Raw genomic sequence first — 15092 nt, 5'->3', positions numbered from 1 at the left:
AGGGCTGGGTCAACTGCGGCGCAGGGTCTTCTGCTTGAGGATGTACAGGCTCACCAGCACCGCGCTGGTCAGCATGAATAGCCGCGCCCAGAATAACGGCACCAGATAGCAGGACAAACCGATACTGGCCCACATCAGGCCAATGGCGTAGACCTTGCCCTTGAGCGGGATCCCCTCACCACCGAGGTAGTCGCGAATCCACGGTCCCAGTTGCGGGTGATTGACCAGCCAGGCGTGGAAGCGCGGCGAGCTGCGGGCGAAGCAGGCGGCCGCCAGCAGCAAAAAGGGGGTGGTCGGCAATACCGGCAGGAAAATCCCCAATACCCCCAGCGCAACGCTGAGCCAGCCAACGGCCAGCAACAGGTAGCGCATGATTGCTGTCAGTGATGGCGCGGCTTGAGCAGGGCTGGCTTTTCTTCCGGAGCGTGCAGCAGCAGGTACAGCGCGGTCAGGGCTTCCGGAATCTGCACGATCATGTCGTCCTGCAGGTTGGCGTCCTTGGCGATGTCTTCAAACTCTGGCTGCTCATCGAACAGACCCGAACCGACCATGATCGGCAGCAGCATTTCGCTGACTTCTTCTTCGGCGTTCTCGAACCAGGCTTCTTCACGCAGGAACACGCCTTCCATGAAGCCGATGCACCAGCCGCGCAGATCGGAGTCGTCCGGGTCTTCACCCAGGTCGAGGTCGCACGGCAGCTCGAACTCTTCGTCACTGGCCAGCTGACGGCTGATGTGGGCTTTGAGGGCGACCAGCGTGGCTTCGATTTCGACGCGCTGGGCGTCGCTGCTGTACTTGGGCTCTTCGGCAAACAGCGCGTCGATCCATTCGCGGTCAGGAACGACCTCGGAAGTGATCGAAAGCGCGGTCAGGTAGCCGTGGGCGGCGACGTAATCCAGCGCTTCTTCGTGCAGCTCGTCGGCATCGAGGAAGACTTGCAGGCGGGTCAGTTGCTCGGCGAAGGACATTACGGGGCTACCTTGAAGAATAAACGATAACGAATTCTAGCACCTTGCTGCGATCACGGGGCAAAGGGAACGTCTGTCACCGTAGCGTCCTTTAGCACTCGTCGCTGGGGTATAATCCGCGGTTTTCAGCCGGGCACAGTGTTTGTGCGGCCCTTGGCAAAAGCTGCTTACGCATTCGCGCGTGTGCCGGACGAGTTTATCGTCCAGCCTGTGTTCGGGAATGATACGGCGATTTCGGAGTTTGCAATGCTCGAACAGGCTCAGCGCGTCCTCAAGGACATCTTCGGCTACGACAGTTTCCGGGGGCGCCAGGCAGCGATCATCGAATGTGTGGCCAATGGCGGCGATGCCTTGGTACTGATGCCTACCGGCGGCGGCAAGTCGCTGTGCTTCCAGGTCCCTGGCTTGTTGCGGCCCGGCTTGACTGTGGTGGTATCGCCACTGATCGCCTTGATGGACGATCAGGTTGCCACCCTCGACGAACTCGGCGTGGCCGCGGCAGCCCTCAATTCGACCCTGAGTGCAGAGCAGCAACGCGAGCTGGCCGGGCGCTTGCGCCGCGGCGAGGTGAAGATGCTCTACCTCGCGCCTGAGCGCTTGGTGCAACCACGCATGCTCGAGTTCCTGCAGGGCCTCGACGTATCGCTGTTCGCCATCGACGAAGCGCACTGCGTGTCGCAGTGGGGCCATGACTTCCGGCCTGAGTACCTGCAATTGGGCCAGCTGGCCGAACAGTTTCCGCATGTGCCACGCATCGCCCTGACCGCCACCGCCGACATGCGCACCCGCGAAGAGATCGTCCAGCGTCTGCACCTGCAGGGCGCCGAGCGCTTTCTGTCGAGCTTCGACCGACCGAATATCTTTTACCGCATCGTGCCCAAGGAAGCGCCGCGCAAACAGCTGATGGCGTTTCTTGGCGAGCGCCGCGGCAACGCCGGGATTGTCTACTGCCTGTCACGCAAAAAGGTTGACGAGACTGCAGCGTTTCTCTGCGAACAGGGCTTTCCGGCACTGTCCTACCATGCCGGCCTGGCCGCCGACACCCGTGCCAGCAACCAGCGCCGCTTCCTCAACGAGGAAGGCCTGATCATGGTTGCGACCATTGCATTTGGCATGGGCATCGACAAACCCAACGTGCGCTTCGTTGCCCACCTCGACTTGCCCAAGTCGCTCGAGGCGTATTACCAGGAGACCGGTCGTGCCGGTCGTGACGGCTTGCCCGCCGACGCCTGGATGGCCTACGGCCTGCAAGACATGGTCATGCTCAAGCAGATGTTGCAGAACTCCGAAGGTGACGAGCGTCACAAGCGGGTCGAGCAGCACAAACTCGACGCCATGCTGGCCCTGTGTGAAGAAACCCGCTGCCGCCGACAGTCGCTGCTGGCCTACTTCGACGAAGTCCTCGAACAGCCCTGCGGTCACTGTGACAACTGCGTAGACCAGGTGCAGACCTGGGACGCAACCGAGCCTGCGCGTCAGGCCCTGTCGGCGGTGTTTCGAACCGGTCAGCGCTACGGCGTTGGTCATCTGGTCGATGTGCTGCTGGGCAAGGACAACGAGAAGATCCGCAGCTTTGGTCACGAGAAGCTCTCGGTCTACGGCGTCGGCAAGTCCCTGAGTGAACATGAGTGGCGCTCGCTGTTCCGCCAGCTGGTCGCACGTGGCCTGGTCGATATCGACCTCGAAGGCTACGGCGGCCTGCGCCTGTCCGACAGCTGCCGGCCATTGCTGCGTGGCGAGGTCAACCTGCAGCTGCGTCGCGACCTCAAACCACAGACCAGCACCAAGAGCTCCAGCGGTGGCAGCCCGGCCAGCCAGTTGGTGCGTGGCGAAGAGCGCGAGATGTGGGAAGCCTTGCGCACCCTGCGGCGCAAGCTGGCTGAAGAGCACAGCGTACCGCCTTACGTCATCTTCCCCGATTCGACCTTGCTGGAAATGCTTCGCAGTCAGCCTGCAAGCCTTGCCGACATGGGCCAGGTCAGTGGTGTCGGCGCGCGCAAACTGGAGCGCTATGGCCAGGCGTTTCTCGAGGTGCTCAACGGCGGCGAGAGCACGCAGGCGCCAAAGGTGGTGCTTGACCTGCGCCACGAACTGGTAAGCCTGGCGCGGGCGGGCATGACGCCGATGCAGATTGCCGGCCAGCTCAACTGCAGCGAAAAGAATGTCTACAGCCTGTTGGCCGAGGCGCTCGGCCGTCAGGAACTGAGCCTGGACCAGGCGCTGGACTTGCCCGAAGACCTGATGATGGAAGTGCAGGATGCCTTCCTTGATGGCGAGGGCGAGCTACCGCCGGTGGCGGCGATCGCAGCGCAATTCGCCCAGCGCGTGCCGGAGGGTGTGCTGTATTGCATCCGCGCTGCGCTGGCGGCAGAGTTTGAGCTGTAACCAGGCGCGATGCCGCTGGGGGCGGCATCTGGCTGATCCTTGTCATATTTTTTGATGATTATCGGACATTTCCGCGGCGCCCAGCCTTGCCTGGAGCGCAAGGCCATGATTAGCTGGCTAATAATTAGTTCTATCCATCGAGTTGTTTATGCCGCTTACCGACAATCAACACCGCTTTGGCATGCAACTGGCCCAGATGTCTCGGGGCTGGCGCGCTGAACTGGATCGCCGACTGGCCGGGCTGAATCTGTCTCAGGCTCGCTGGTTGGTGCTGTTGCACCTCGCTCGCTTCGCCGAAGCTCCGACCCAGCGTGAACTGGCGCAGAGCGTGGGCGTTGAAGGCCCAACGCTGGCGCGCCTGCTCGATAGCCTGGAAACCCAGGGTCTGGTGCGCCGCCAGGCGGTGCTGGAAGATCGTCGTGCCAAAAAGATTCTGCTTTGCCCACCCGCCAAGCCGCTAATTGAGCAAATCGAAACCATCGCCAACCAGCTGCGTACCGAACTGTTCAGCGGGGTAGACGAGGCTGACCTGGATATCTGCATGCGGGTCCACGCGAAGATTCTCGGTAACCTGGAAAAATCCTGAGGCGACGCCAGGGCTGCCATGCAGAGGCAGCCCTGGCCGCCTTCAATCAGAACGTGTGGCCCAGATTGAGATAAACCGCTTGCTGCTGCTCGCTGTTGGCCCCATAACTGAGGTTCAACGGCCCTAGCGGCGTCTCCAACCCTAAAAATATGCTCGCGGCGTTGATGTAGCCACTGTCGAAGTCATTGTCGTTGTTCCAGGCCCGGCCGCGTTCGAGCGAGCCGCCGATGTACAGCGGGAAGTCCAGCGGCAGGTAGGCGCGTGGCGTCAGGCGCCGGTAATAGACCATCCGCATCAGGCTGACGTTCTGCCCCGACACCGAGTCCTGACGGAAGCCCGACAGCTGCCGGGCGCCACCGAGCACGAAGCTCGAAGTGACCACGTCGGCGTCGTTCAGCGTGCGTCCGTAGCGCCCGCCAAGCACCAGCGTATCGGCGCCGCTGCTGAGTGCCTTGTCCACGTTCAGCTCCCACTGGCGATAGTTGCTGTCCGAATCCAGCGACTTGTCGTAGTTGCGCAGGGTCAGGCTGATGTCTTCGCCACTGTGCGGGAAGTACACGTTGTCCAGCGTATCGAACGAGTACTTGAGCTCGTAGAAACCTTCGTTGAAGCTGACCGAGGGCAGGTCCTGATCACCAATGCGAACGTCGGCTTTGCCCCAGGCCTTGCCCACGCCTGCACGCACCTCGCCATAGGTACCGATCTGGCGGCCGAGGTTGATGCCGAAACCATACCGTTGCAGGCGGTATTCGGCGACCGGGTCATTTTCCAGTGTCGCTTCGATGTTCTGCGAACCCAGATCCAGATACGGCGCGACGAAATACCGCGAACCGATGTCCAGCGGCTGATAGAACTCGCTGTACAGCTCTTGCTGATCGCCGATCTGCGCACGCGTCAGCCATTCACCGCCCAGCCGATTGATGCCATTGATGCGGTAGCTGGCGCCGAGGTTGAAGGCGCTGTCGCCGCGCATGTCGTCCGACAGGTTGAGGCCCAGGCGTAGGTAGTCGGTACCGCCGCGTTTGCCGCTGGCCTTGATCACCAGGGTGTTGTCGTCGCCCTTGTGCACCACGCGGTACTGCACACCGTCAAAGTAATCCAGGCCATACAGGGTACCCATGTCGGTCTGCAGACGTTCCAGCTCCAGTGGCTCGCCAATCGGCTGGCGAACGTAGTAGCGGATCACGTCGTCGCTGACCTTCGAATCATTTTCGACCTTAATTGCGGTAATCACCGGGGTGCGCTGGCGCGGCGAGCGGGCGATGGCAAGTAGAGTATCGCCCTCAGCCTGGCGCAGTGTAGCCAGCCGGGCATCAAGGGCACGGGTGGCGCGGTAGCCGGCCTCGATCATCTCGGCGGTGCGGCCGAAGTCAGTGACGCCGAATGCCGCCAAGGGCGGCTGAATCAGGATGTCATCGCGGTGCAGGTTGGCCAGTTGCTCTTCGGAGTTTCGCCGGGTCATCAGAGTGATCGACTGGTTGAGCACATCCACTACCGTGTTCAGTTGCTTGCGGTCGCGCAACGGAGTACCGATGTCGACCACAATGGCAAGATCGACGCCCATCTCGCGGGCGACATCCAGCGGGATGTTATCGACCATGCCGCCGTCGACCAGCAAGCGCCCATCCATCTCGACTGGGGCGAACACCGCCGGGATCGACATGCTGGCGCGGATCACCTGCGGCAGGTGGCCACGGCGGAACACCACTTTTTCGCCACTGGCAATATCGGTTGCGACGGCGCGGAAGGGGATCGGCAGTTTGTCGAAGTCGCGGGTATCAGCGGTGTGGGCCAATTTGCTTTCCAGCAGCAGGGCGAGGTTCTGACCCTGGATCACCCCCAGCGGCAGGCCCAGGCTGCCGTCGTCGCGAAAGCTCAGCTTCTGCTTGACCAGAAAATCGCGATCATCCTGCTTGCGCCGAAACGGCACGTCCTTGCGCGGTGGCGCATCGGACAGCGCCTGCTGCCAGTCGAGTGTGGTGGCGAGTTTTTCCAGCTCTTCGACGCTGTAGCCCGAGGCATACAGGCCGCCAATGACCGCCCCCATGCTGGTGCCGGCAATGGCATCGACGCGCACGCCTTGCTCTTCCAGCGCCTTGAGCACGCCGATGTGCGCCAGGCCCCTGGCTGCGCCGCCAGACAGCACCAGGCCGACCTTGGGTCGGGTGTTTTCGGCTGCTGTGATCGGCAAACAGGTAAGCAGCAGCATCAGGCACAACAGCAAGCGGTGCATCGTCCAGTCTCAAGCAGAGGGAAAGGCCGCTAGTATAAGCGGCCCCCACTCTGGAGATAGTTGATCATGTCTGCGAGCAAGCCCGAAATAGTCATCAATTATTGCACTCAGTGCCAATGGCTGCTGCGCGCCGCCTGGCTGGCGCAGGAGTTGCTCAGCACCTTTGCCGACGATCTGGCCCGGGTCGCGCTGGAGCCAGGCACCGGTGGCGTGTTCCGGGTCACCTGCAACGGTGTGCAGATCTGGGAGCGCAAGGCGGATGGCGGCTTCCCTGAGGCCAAGCAGCTCAAGCAGCGCGTACGCGATCAAATCGACCCGCAGCGCGACCTCGGCCACAACGATCGCTGATCAGCTGTTCTGGGTTGCAGGCTTGGCGGCGCTGGCCGGCTCGCTGGCCAGGCGGCTGGAGAGGATTATCGCCAGCACGATCAAGGCGCCGCCGGCGAGCATGGTCAGCGAAGGCCGCTCGGCGAAGAGCGCCCAGGCCACGGCGATGCCATAGACCGGCTCCATGCCGAACACCACGGCGGCGGTGCGCGCCTTGATCACCGCCAGCGCAGCGACGAACAGGCTGTGCGCAATGCCGGTACAGAACACCCCAAGCAGGCCAATCCAGAGCCAATCGACAGCGCGAACGTCGGCCAGGCTCGGCGCTGCGAACGGCAGCAGGCACAGCGCTACCACCAGATTCTGCCAGAGCGCTGCCTGCGCCGCCGGCAAGCGCGCCCCGCCTGCGCGGTTGGTGAGCGACAGCAGCGAGAACAGCAACCCCGACAGCAATGCCCAGAGCAGGCCACTGGTGGCCTCGCTGGCCAGGTCAAAGGCGGGCGTGACGAGGATCAGGCCGATGCTCACCAGCACGACCAGCACCATCTCATTGCGACGGATACGCTCGCGAAACAACAGCCCTTCAAGGATCACCGTAAACGCCGGGAAGCTGGCAAAGCCCAGGGTGGCGATAGCCACACCGGCAACCTTGACCGCGATGAAGAAGCTCACCCAATGACTGGCCAGCAATACGCCGCCAAGCAGTAAACGGCGCAAATCAGCGCCTATGAGTGGTTGCCAGGTCTGACGCATGAACTGGGCAAACAGACCCAGCGCCAGCACGGCGAAGGCGGCACGGCCAAAAACAATGATGGCCGGGCTGGCCGAGACAGCGAGCTTGCCGAAGACACCGGTCAGGCCAAACAGCAGCGCGCCGATGTGCAGAGCGCCGAGGGCGGTGCGGGGTGTCATGGGAGTCCCTTGGTGCGGACCGCTGGCGATAGGTACGAGGCGTGGCGCAGCGGTGGCTGATGACAGGTGCGAGCCAGTTTAAGCGCAGGCGGGGGCGCTGTCTGTGGCAAATTTGCCCATCTCCGTGCCGCGCATCACCGGGTACCCAGCCCTGGCGCCTTACAAGCTGACCTTGCCCAGCAGGATGTCACGGAACATCGCGAAGTCGCCGATCAGGCTATACCACGGATGATCGAACGTCGCCGGGCGATTCTTCTCGAAGACAAAATGCCCGATCCAGGCAAAGCCATAGCCGGCAACCGGGATCAACAACAGCAACAACCATTTGCCACTGGCAATGGTGTAGGCGAGCAGTGCTATCACCAGGCTGGTGCCGACGAAGTGCAGCCGCCGGCAGGTGGGGTTGCTGTGCTCGCCGAGGTAGAAGGGGTAAAACTCGGCAAAACTGCGAAACTGCGCTGTGCGGTCCATTATTTCGCTCCCTGAGCAACTGCTTATGGCGTGGGTACACGGCGTGGAGCCTGATTAGAGTCTAGAGTCATAGGCAAAGCGAGCCAGTGACAATAAGCGCCAATTGAGTATCCTTGGCATTCACCGCAGGAGCGGTCAGCACAAGAAGCCGGTTATGAGTGAAAGAACCACATCCGCCAGCTGGGCATCCGGCATCGTCAAGGCCCTCGAGCTGGAAGGCCTCGACTGCCGGGCCATGTTCAAGGAACTCGGCCTGGACTTCGCTGCGCTGGATGACCCGGACGCGCGCTTCCCGCAGGATTCGATGACCCGCCTGTGGCAACTGGCGGTCGAGCTGTCGGGTAACCAGGCGATCGGCTTGAACATGGCGCGGGTGGTGCGCCCGGCATCGTTTCATGTGGTCGGTTATGCGCTGATGTCCAGCCGTACCCTGGCCGAGGGCTTCGAGCGGCTGGTGCGCTACCAGCGGATCATCGCCGAAAGCTCGGACCTGAGCTTTCGCCTCGGGCCTGAGGGGTACTCGCTGGTGCTGACCGTGCACGGCGACCACCTGCCGCCAACCCGCCATAGTGCCGAAGCCTCGCTGGCGTGCGCGCTGGCGTTGAGCAAATGGTTGAGCGGGCGACCGATCCAGCCGCGGCGCGTGCTTATCCAAGGGCCACAGCCTGACGACATCGAGCCTTACAAGGTTGCCTTTCACTCGCCGCTGGTATTTGGCGCTGCACAAGACGCGCTGCTGTTCGAGCGGGCTGATATGGAAGCGCCGCTGCCCACTGCCAATGAAGCCATGGCGGTGTTGCATGACCGCTTTGCCGGCGAATATCTGGCACGCTTCTCTGAAAGCCGCGTCACCCATCGGGTGCGTCAGGTGTTGTGCCGGATCCTGCCCCAGGGCGAGCCCAAGCGCGAAACCGTGGCGCAGGCGCTGCATATGTCTCAGCGCACCCTGCAGCGGCGTTTGCAGGAGGAGGGCACCAGTTTCCAGACGCTGCTTGACGACACCCGTCGCGAGTTGGCCGAGCAGTACCTGGCCCAATCAGGCATGACCCTGCTCGAAACCGCCTACTTGCTGGGCTTTTCCGACCCGAGCAATTTCTACCGGGCATTTCGCCGTTGGTTCGACGCCACCCCCAGCGAATACCGCTCGCGGCTGGGCGCCGAGGCGGTCAGTGACGCCAGAACGCCGGCATACATAGAACCAGCACGGTGATGATTTCCAGTCGGCCGAGCAGCATGCCGCCGGCCAGGATCCACTTGGCGGCATCCGGTAAAGTGGCGTAGTTGCCCGCTGGGCCAATCACTTCGCCCAGGCCCGGGCCTACGCCGGACACAGTGCCCGCGGCGCCGGTCAGCGCTGTCATCCAGTCCACCCCCAGCAGCGACAGCAGCAGGGCGATTACGCAGATGGTGATGGCGAAGAAGAACGAGAAAGTCAGAATCGAGCGGACGATCTCTTCATCCAGGCGATGGCCGTTGTACTTCTGCTTGATCACCGCGCGCGGGTGGATCAACTGATTGAGGCTGGCCTTGAGCAGGATGTAGGCGACCTGAAAGCGGAAAATCTTGATCCCGCCGGCCGTCGAGCCGGAGCAGCCACCGATAAAGCCCAGATAGAAAAACAGCATCAGCGAGAAGTTGCCCCACAGGCTGTAGTCGCCCAAGGCGAAACCGGTGGTGGTAACGATCGAGGTGACGTTCAGCGCGACGTGGCGCAGGGCATCCAGCCAGTGCAGTTCGGTGGTTGCCCAGTACCAGGTGCCAAGTACCAGCCAGGTGATCACCAGCAGGCCCAGCAAGCCCTGCACCTGTTGATCCTTGAACAGCGCTCTGCGATTGCCGCGCAGCGTCGCCACATACAGCGTGAACGGCAGGCTGCCGAAGATCATCACCACCACCGCGACCCAGTGCACGGCCGGGATGTCCCACTTGGCCAGCGACAGATCCGACGTGGAAAAACCGCCGGTGGAGATCGCCGACATGGCGTGGTTGATCGCATCGAACAGGCTCATGCCCGCCCACCAGAACGCCAGGCTGCCGAGGAAGGTAATGCCGACGTACACCAGCACGATCGACTTGGCGACCATATGCGAGCGCGGCATGACCTTCTCCGAGCGGTCCGAGGACTCGGTCTGGAACAGGCGCATGCCACCAATGCGCAGCAACGGCAAGATCGCCACCGCCATGGCGATAAAGCCGATACCACCCAGCCAGTGCAGCATCGAGCGCCACATGAGAATGCCAGGAGACATGGTGTCCAGCCCGCTCAACACCGTCGCACCGGTGGCGGTAATCCCCGACATGCTCTCGAAAAAGGCGTTGGTATAGCTGATGTGCTGAGTCAACAGGAACGGCAACGCCGCGAACACGCAGACGATCAGCCAACTGCTGACGGTGAGCAGGTACATGTCCCGTGGGCGCAGGTGCACGTGCTCGGGGCGGCCGGGGATGATCAGCGCCAGGCCGGCGATGAAGGTGATCAGGCTCGACCAGAGAAACGACGGCATGTCGCCGGTGCGCTCGAACACCAGCAGGGTGGCCATCGGCACGACCATGCTGACCGCCAGGGTGATCAGGAAGATGCCGATGATGAAACCAATGATTCTTAAGGTCGGCAACGCCATGTGATCTGCTCTGACTCGAATCGGAAAGGGCGCCATTCTACCTGTGGGGCTGGTTAAGTAAACGCCCTTGGCAGATGCAGCGGTGCTGCCATGGCAGGCGTCGATAGTGCAGAATGGCAGCACTTTCTATCTGCCAGGAGGGTAGCCGATGGAGGCTCTCGACGCATTGCTCAACCGTGTATCCGTGCCACGCCTGACCGAGCCGGCGCCCAATGCGGCGCAACGCGAGGGGTTGTTCCAGGCGGCGTTGCGCGCGCCGGACCACGGCCAGCTGCGCCCATGGCGCTTTCTGACTATCGAGGGCGAGGGGCTGGCAAAGCTCGGTGAGCTGTTTGCCGAAGCGCTGGCCAACAAAGGCGACGCCAGCCAGGCTGCACTGGACAAGGCGCGCGCCATGCCGCTGCGCGCGCCGCTGCTGATCGTGGTCATCGCGCGTCTGCAGGATCACTTCAAGGTGCCCAAGTCCGAGCAGCGGCTGGCCGCCGGTTGCGCTGCACACGGCATCCTCATCGCCGCCCATGCACAAGGTATCGGCGCTGTCTGGCGTACCGGCGAGATGGCTTTCGACGCCCATGTTCACCAAGGCCTGGGGCTTGAGCCGACCGAGGAGTTGATTGGCTACCTGTACCTCGGAACGCCGCTCAACGAGCCACGCACCGCGCCTGTGCTGGACACGGCCGACTTCGTCCGCGCCTGGGGCTGAGTTGTGCAAGGGGCGCCCTGCGCCCCGTCGCTTTCTGTGTAAGGGAGCGCTCGATCAACTGCCAACAACGGCCGTGATCGGCAACTCCAGACGAGCAACGAAGCCTCCTTGGGCATGGTTGCTCAGGATCAGGCTGCCACCATGCCGTTCGGCTGCACGCCGGGCTATCGCCAGACCAAGCCCATGACCGGCGGAGTCCTGTCCCGGTGCACGGAAGAACGGCTCGCCGAGTTGAGCAAGATACTCCGGCGCAACCCCTGGACCATGATCACGCACAGTTATCAGCACCCTCTGCTGCTCAAGCCTGGCGCTGATCTCGATCGGTTTGCCGCTGGGATTGAAGCGCAATGCGTTGCGCACCAGGTTATCCACGGCGCGCTCGACCAGCGTCGGCCAGCCCTGCAAGGTCAGCCCGGACGCGGCTTCCAAGCGAATCTCCTGCTCCGGCGCACTCAGCTGCGCGTCCTTGCGCACACTGCCCAGCAGAGCGTTGACGTCGATCGGCTCAACCAACGCCTGCTCGGCATCGACTCGGGCCAGGGCCAGAATCTCGCTGATCAGGTCTTCCAGCCGGTCGCATTCGCGGGTCAGGCGCGGCCACAGAGCTTGGCGCTGCTCGGGTTCCGCGCGTTCGGCCAGCGCCAGGGCGATACGCAGGCGCGCCAGCGGTGAGCGCAGCTCGTGCGAGACGTCGCGCAGCAACTGGCGCTGACTGCCGATCAAGCTCTGCAGGCGCGCGCCCATCTTGTTGAAGTCGGTCGCCAGCACGCCGAACTCGTCACGCCGGGCCGCCAGTTGGGCCAGGCTGTTCTGCTGGTAGCTGGTCTGGCCAAGGTCATGCACGGCGCCGCGCAGGCGGCTCAGCGGGCGGGTAATCGACAGCGTCACCAACAGGCTGAACAAGGTCAGCACCACCAGGGCGATGCCGAGCGCGCTGAGTGGCCAGAGCAGGCTTTCGCGGTGCCAGGCATCCAGCTCCGGGTGCGGGATGCGGTAGATCAGCAGGTAGGTCTCGCCGCTGCTGGGGCTGGTGTATTCCTCGGTCAATCGGCGCCACGGCAAGCGCCGCTGGTCATTGTGCTGGCGCGCTTCAAAATCAGCCGCACGGCGCGGGAAGGTGCCCGGCACCACCGCATCGCCGGCGTCGTTGAGTACTTGCACATCGACCTTGTAGCGCTGCTTGCGCCGTTCCAGAAAGCGCTGGGCCGAGGCCACGCCGTCTTGTTCATAGTGCTGTGCCCAGCCGCTGGCCAGGGTATTCAGGCCTGGGTGACGGCTGAGGATCCAGTTGTCCTGGTTGAGCATATGGCCAAGCAGGATCGACAACCCTGCGACCAGGGCGATGGCTAGCCAGAAACTGGCCAGGATGCGCCAGAACAATGAACGCAAGACGAGACCTCCACAAACGAGAAAAGCCCGGCCCGCTTCTGAGCGGGCCGGGCAGTGGGTTACAGCTTACTGAGCCTTGCCGGCTTTTTCAGCTTTCCAGGCCTGGAATTCCTTCCATTCAGCCTTGCGTGCAGCGCGTTCTTTCTGCTGCGCGTCGAACATCTTCTGTTGCTCGGGCTTGAGCAGGCCGCGGATCTCGCTGTCGGTCTTGTCGTGACGGGCCTTGAGCTCGTCCTGCATGGCTTTTTTATCGGCCGCCGGCAGTTTGTCCAGGTAGCGCTTGGTAATCTCGCGCTGGGCTTTCATGCCGTCGCCCTTGAGCTTGCCGATCTGCTGGCGTTGCTCCGGAGTCAGGTCGAGCTGGGCGTAAGGCGCATTGCCGCGGTGATGCGGGCCGTCGTGACGTGGACCGCCGTCTGGCATGGCCATGGCTACGGTTGGCAGGGCAGCGGCGAACATCAGAGCGATCAGGGTCTTGCGCATGGTGTTTCTCCTCTCATGGGCCGGTTGTTACCGGATGAGCCCAGTTTAGGGAGATCAAGGTCAGGCGCAGTCAGGTCAAGGTAAAGGCAAGGTAAAGAGGTTGCAGGGCGTTGCGGCTCTCTAGAGCGAAAGGCAAACCGCGTGGCGCGGCTTGCCTGTGTCTGCTGCTGGGCTCAGAGGCTGTAGTAATAGCCACGGCTGCGCAGGGCGACGATGCGCGGGCGGCCGTCGGGGTGGGGCCCAACTTTACGGCGCAGGTTGCTGACGTGCATGTCCAGGCTGCGGTCATACAGCGTCAGTTTACGGCCAAGGCTGATCTGGGCCAGCTCCTGTTTGTCCAGCGGCTCGCCAGGCTGGCGCAGCAGCGCCTCGAGGATGCGGCTCTCGGACAAGGTCAAGGTCATCTCGCGACCTTCGACGCTGACCACGCCACGGGCCGGGCTGAACGCCAGGTCGCCGATTTCGACCTGGCTGCTCGGCGCTGCCGGGTGGCTGCGGCGCAATACGGCGCGCAGGCGGGCGGTCAGCTCGCGGGGGTCGCAGGGTTTGGCCAGGTAATCGTCGGCGCCCAGTTCCAGGCCGAGGATCCGGTCCAATGGCTCGCCACGTGCCGAGAGCATCAGCACCGGCAGTTCGGCGTGCTCGCTGCGCAGCTGCTTGAGCAGCTCAAGGCCGCTGCCATCAGGCAGCATCACGTCCAGCACCACGGCCGCCGGCGCGCATTCGGCCAGCGCCTGACGCGCACTGCGGCCATCATGGCAAGCCCGCACTACAAAACCTTCCTGGGTCAGCCAGCTGCAAAGCAGCTCGCAGAGCTCTTGGTCATCATCAATCAGTAACAGCTCGCTCATGACTCACTCAATTCAACCATTGACGGCGTCTTCTGTGTCCGCCAGTGGCAAAGATACCGCAGACTACCGAGAACAGTGCAACGTCTGCGCCAATTACGCAGCGCATTTGTCGGTTCGGGGTGTTGACTGAGGGGGTATCGGCCGCTCGTCGGATTAGATGAGAGCGATTGGATGCCGGCCCTGCAGGCAGGGCCGACACGTGCAGCGGATTATGGCATGACCTGCTTGAACGGCTTGATCACCACCTTCTCATATACGCCTGCAGCCACGTACGGGTCGGCATCGGCCCAGGCTTGCGCTGCAGCCAGGCTGTCGAACTCGGCGACGATCAGGCTACCGGTAAAGCCGGCAGCGCCCGGGTCATTGCTGTCGATGGCCGGGTGCGGCCCAGCCAGGACCACGCGGCCTTCGCCTTGCAGCTGCTGCAGGCGCTCGATATGCGCAGGGCGCGCGGCCAGGCGTTTGTCCAGAGAGTTGGCGACGTCGCTGGAGATGATGGCGTAGAGCATGTCAATCCTCGGTCTTGGGGGTAGTTGAGTCGCTGTCGTGCAGGTGGCGCGACAGGTAAACGCCTTGGGCGACCAGGAAGATCACGGTCATGCCGAGGCTGCCGAACACTTTGAAGTCGACCCAGAAGTCCTGGAAGGTAAAGGCCACGAACAGGTTGGCCGCACCGCAGATCAGGAAGAAGCAGATCCACGCCAGGTTCAGCCGTGCCCAGATCGCATCCGGCAGGGTCAGGGCGTGGCCCATGATGCGTTTGATCAGCACCCGATCACCGATGAAGTAGCTGCCGGCAAAAGCCAAGGCAAACAACCAGTTGACCACCGGGGCTTTCCATTTAAGGAATGTTTCGCTGTGGAAAGCCAGGGTCAGGCCGCCGAACAGCAGGCATGCGAGCAGGGTCAGCCATTGGCCTTTTTCCAGCTTGCGCTGGCGGATCAGCAGCGCGCCGTAGACCACCAGCGAGCTTGCGATCAACACCGCAGTGGCGCTGTAGATACCGCCGAATTCGAAGCTGTGACCGGCCACTTCGAGTGGGCGCGGGTCGAGCTTGTAGACGATGAAAAACAGCAGCAACGGAATGAAATCGACGAATTGTTTCACAATGGCAGCCAGAAGCGGGATGTGACGGCATAATATCAAACATCGATTCCAGCGAA

16 protein-coding genes and 1 pseudogene are annotated in these 15092 nt (G+C 62.7%); 5 read left to right on the top strand and 12 right to left on the bottom strand.

Features of this window, described 5'->3' with window-relative positions; translation table 11 throughout:
- Nucleotides 1-9 precede the first annotated feature (9 nt).
- Together FW789_RS11840 and FW789_RS11835 are read right to left on the bottom strand one after the other, a co-directional pair.
- A complete protein-coding gene (locus FW789_RS11840; RefSeq protein ID WP_103436582.1) occupies nt 10-372 on the bottom strand; it encodes a YbaN family protein in 363 nt (120 codons plus the stop codon).
- 8 nt (nt 373-380) lie between these two features.
- The gene (locus FW789_RS11835) at nt 381-968 is read right to left on the bottom strand and encodes a UPF0149 family protein (protein WP_103436583.1); all 588 of its coding nucleotides are present in this window, start codon (nt 966-968) and stop codon (nt 381-383) included.
- Nucleotides 969-1214: 246 nt separating this feature from the next.
- On the opposite strand from FW789_RS11835, the gene recQ reads away from it, so the two are divergent.
- Both recQ and FW789_RS11825 read left to right on the top strand, forming a co-directional pair.
- Nucleotides 1215-3353 carry a DNA helicase RecQ gene (gene recQ, locus FW789_RS11830; RefSeq protein WP_186698549.1) on the top strand — a complete coding sequence of 713 codons (2139 nt, stop codon included), beginning with the start codon at nt 1215-1217 and terminating at the stop codon, nt 3351-3353.
- A 148-nt stretch (nt 3354-3501) separates the two neighbouring features.
- The gene (locus FW789_RS11825; RefSeq protein WP_101317654.1) at nt 3502-3939 is read left to right on the top strand and encodes a MarR family transcriptional regulator; all 438 of its coding nucleotides are present in this window, start codon (nt 3502-3504) and stop codon (nt 3937-3939) included.
- Nucleotides 3940-3985: 46 nt separating this feature from the next.
- Here FW789_RS11825 and FW789_RS11820 read toward each other — a convergent pair whose 3' ends face one another.
- Nucleotides 3986-6172 (bottom strand): patatin-like phospholipase family protein, encoded by a 2187-nt coding sequence (locus FW789_RS11820; protein WP_446431480.1) that lies wholly within the window; start codon nt 6170-6172, stop codon nt 3986-3988.
- A gap of 66 nt (nt 6173-6238) precedes the next feature.
- On the opposite strand from FW789_RS11820, the gene FW789_RS11815 reads away from it, so the two are divergent.
- Complete coding sequence (locus FW789_RS11815; protein WP_103436586.1) at nt 6239-6520, top strand: SelT/SelW/SelH family protein; 282 nt, start codon at nt 6239-6241, stop codon at nt 6518-6520.
- On the opposite strand, the gene FW789_RS11810 is transcribed toward FW789_RS11815, so the two are convergent.
- On the bottom strand, nt 6521-7411 hold the full coding sequence (locus FW789_RS11810) for a DMT family transporter (RefSeq protein ID WP_411562016.1): 891 nt from the start codon (nt 7409-7411) through the stop codon (nt 6521-6523).
- A gap of 159 nt (nt 7412-7570) precedes the next feature.
- On the bottom strand, nt 7571-7882 hold the full coding sequence (locus FW789_RS11805) for a DUF962 domain-containing protein (protein ID WP_186698555.1): 312 nt from the start codon (nt 7880-7882) through the stop codon (nt 7571-7573).
- Nucleotides 7883-8036: 154 nt separating this feature from the next.
- Between FW789_RS11805 and FW789_RS11800 the strand changes: the two genes are divergently transcribed.
- The gene (locus FW789_RS11800; protein ID WP_103436588.1) at nt 8037-9092 is read left to right on the top strand and encodes an AraC family transcriptional regulator; all 1056 of its coding nucleotides are present in this window, start codon (nt 8037-8039) and stop codon (nt 9090-9092) included.
- Here the strand turns inward: FW789_RS11800 and FW789_RS11795 are convergent.
- Complete coding sequence (locus FW789_RS11795; RefSeq protein ID WP_186698558.1) at nt 9049-10503, bottom strand: TrkH family potassium uptake protein; 1455 nt, start codon at nt 10501-10503, stop codon at nt 9049-9051. The two genes, FW789_RS11800 and FW789_RS11795, sit on opposite strands and share 44 nt — an antisense overlap.
- A 148-nt stretch (nt 10504-10651) precedes the next feature.
- Here FW789_RS11795 and FW789_RS11790 point away from each other — a divergent pair, with 148 nt between their 5' ends.
- Nucleotides 10652-11206 carry an NAD(P)H nitroreductase gene (locus FW789_RS11790; RefSeq protein ID WP_103436590.1) on the top strand — a complete coding sequence of 185 codons (555 nt, stop codon included), beginning with the start codon at nt 10652-10654 and terminating at the stop codon, nt 11204-11206.
- 54 nt (nt 11207-11260) lie between these two features.
- On the opposite strand, the gene FW789_RS11785 is transcribed toward FW789_RS11790, so the two are convergent.
- The 6 genes and pseudogenes from FW789_RS11785 to FW789_RS11760 all read right to left on the bottom strand — a co-directional run bounded on the left by FW789_RS11785 (nt 11261) and on the right by FW789_RS11760 (nt 15036).
- The gene (locus FW789_RS11785; RefSeq protein ID WP_446431479.1) at nt 11261-12595 is read right to left on the bottom strand and encodes a sensor histidine kinase; all 1335 of its coding nucleotides are present in this window, start codon (nt 12593-12595) and stop codon (nt 11261-11263) included.
- 66 nt (nt 12596-12661) lie between these two features.
- Nucleotides 12662-13078 (bottom strand): Spy/CpxP family protein refolding chaperone, encoded by a 417-nt coding sequence (locus FW789_RS11780; RefSeq protein WP_101317672.1) that lies wholly within the window; start codon nt 13076-13078, stop codon nt 12662-12664.
- Nucleotides 13079-13251: 173 nt separating this feature from the next.
- Entirely contained in the window at nt 13252-13929 is a 678-nt protein-coding gene (locus tag FW789_RS11775) for a response regulator transcription factor (protein ID WP_101317674.1), read from the bottom strand.
- Nucleotides 13930-13936: 7 nt separating this feature from the next.
- A pseudogene (locus FW789_RS11770) lies at nt 13937-14020 on the bottom strand (translation initiation factor 2); the annotation flags it as partial.
- Nucleotides 14021-14138: 118 nt separating this feature from the next.
- On the bottom strand, nt 14139-14438 hold the full coding sequence (locus FW789_RS11765; protein WP_103436592.1) for a YciI family protein: 300 nt from the start codon (nt 14436-14438) through the stop codon (nt 14139-14141).
- A 1-nt stretch (nt 14439) separates the two neighbouring features.
- On the bottom strand, nt 14440-15036 hold the full coding sequence (locus FW789_RS11760; protein WP_186698563.1) for a septation protein A: 597 nt from the start codon (nt 15034-15036) through the stop codon (nt 14440-14442).
- Nucleotides 15037-15092 lie beyond the last annotated feature (56 nt).

This window comes from Pseudomonas sp. 1121_17, from assembly GCF_052850745.1.
The sequence above is the reverse complement of the archived record's forward strand: the minus strand, read 5'-3'. Positions and strand labels throughout refer to the sequence as shown.

What these genes read in the sequence shown, in the direction of transcription:
- FW789_RS11765 (WP_103436592.1), bottom strand. Translation starts at nt 14,438, where the DNA reads ATGCTCTACGCCATCATCTCCAGCGACGTCGCCAACTCTCTGGACAAA.
- FW789_RS11780 (WP_101317672.1), bottom strand. Translation starts at nt 13,078, where the DNA reads ATGCGCAAGACCCTGATCGCTCTGATGTTCGCCGCTGCCCTGCCAACC.
- FW789_RS11810 (WP_411562016.1), bottom strand. Translation starts at nt 7,411, where the DNA reads ATGACACCCCGCACCGCCCTCGGCGCTCTGCACATCGGCGCGCTGCTG.
- FW789_RS11790 (WP_103436590.1), top strand. Translation starts at nt 10,652, where the DNA reads ATGGAGGCTCTCGACGCATTGCTCAACCGTGTATCCGTGCCACGCCTG.
- FW789_RS11840 (WP_103436582.1), bottom strand. Translation starts at nt 372, where the DNA reads ATGCGCTACCTGTTGCTGGCCGTTGGCTGGCTCAGCGTTGCGCTGGGG.
- FW789_RS11820 (WP_446431480.1), bottom strand. Translation starts at nt 6,172, where the DNA reads ATGCACCGCTTGCTGTTGTGCCTGATGCTGCTGCTTACCTGTTTGCCG.
- FW789_RS11815 (WP_103436586.1), top strand. Translation starts at nt 6,239, where the DNA reads ATGTCTGCGAGCAAGCCCGAAATAGTCATCAATTATTGCACTCAGTGC.
- FW789_RS11775 (WP_101317674.1), bottom strand. Translation starts at nt 13,929, where the DNA reads ATGAGCGAGCTGTTACTGATTGATGATGACCAAGAGCTCTGCGAGCTG.
- FW789_RS11835 (WP_103436583.1), bottom strand. Translation starts at nt 968, where the DNA reads ATGTCCTTCGCCGAGCAACTGACCCGCCTGCAAGTCTTCCTCGATGCC.
- FW789_RS11825 (WP_101317654.1), top strand. Translation starts at nt 3,502, where the DNA reads ATGCCGCTTACCGACAATCAACACCGCTTTGGCATGCAACTGGCCCAG.
- FW789_RS11800 (WP_103436588.1), top strand. Translation starts at nt 8,037, where the DNA reads ATGAGTGAAAGAACCACATCCGCCAGCTGGGCATCCGGCATCGTCAAG.
- recQ (WP_186698549.1), top strand. Translation starts at nt 1,215, where the DNA reads ATGCTCGAACAGGCTCAGCGCGTCCTCAAGGACATCTTCGGCTACGAC.
- FW789_RS11795 (WP_186698558.1), bottom strand. Translation starts at nt 10,503, where the DNA reads ATGGCGTTGCCGACCTTAAGAATCATTGGTTTCATCATCGGCATCTTC.
- FW789_RS11805 (WP_186698555.1), bottom strand. Translation starts at nt 7,882, where the DNA reads ATGGACCGCACAGCGCAGTTTCGCAGTTTTGCCGAGTTTTACCCCTTC.